This is a genomic window from Photobacterium chitinilyticum (assembly GCF_004104355.1).
GTDB lineage: Bacteria > Pseudomonadota > Gammaproteobacteria > Enterobacterales > Vibrionaceae > Photobacterium > Photobacterium chitinilyticum.
On the sequence record NZ_RJLM01000167.1, the window covers coordinates 1 to 503 of the forward strand.

1 protein-coding gene is annotated in these 503 nt (G+C 39.4%); it reads right to left on the reverse strand.

Annotated elements, in window-relative coordinates; translation table 11 throughout:
- A partial coding sequence (locus tag EDI28_RS26365) for a hypothetical protein (RefSeq protein WP_267900021.1) occupies positions 1 to 307 on the reverse strand: 307 nt, incomplete at its 3' end.
- Between the last annotated feature and the right edge of the window lie 196 nt (positions 308 to 503).

The following is a 503-nucleotide window of genomic DNA, read 5'->3' on the forward strand; positions in this document are numbered from 1 at the left end:
TTTTGACCTTTTCCTTGGTCATGAGATTGAGCTTGTCCACCATGTGTTTGGCTCGTAGCTCGGTCACAATCCCAGAAAAAGCGTTAAAGCAGATAACAGCAAAGAAGACCAGATTGCTCCAAGCCTGCACAAAGGCAAGGGCCAAAGCAATGGCAAAGTTCAAAGCGTTAAAAAGGGTAAAGACATTTCGTTTAACGATTTGCCAAGTGCTGGTACTGGCTGATGCGGTAAAGTCATTGACCAAACCCTCAGCCTGTCTTTCCTTGACTTCTCTTTGGGTTAATCCCATAATCTTATTTTTATCCATAAATTCTATTATATCATTTTTTTTAACAGAATTCTAATTTCATCCCAAATATGCATCTAGTCAAGGGAAAAGTTTGCCAGCCCTCCTTTGATAAGGTATAATAATAACAAGAAAACAATCGAAGGAGATCGCATGTTTTATACTTATTTGCGTGGATTAGTTGTATTGCTCCTATGGTCCATCAATGGCAATGCTC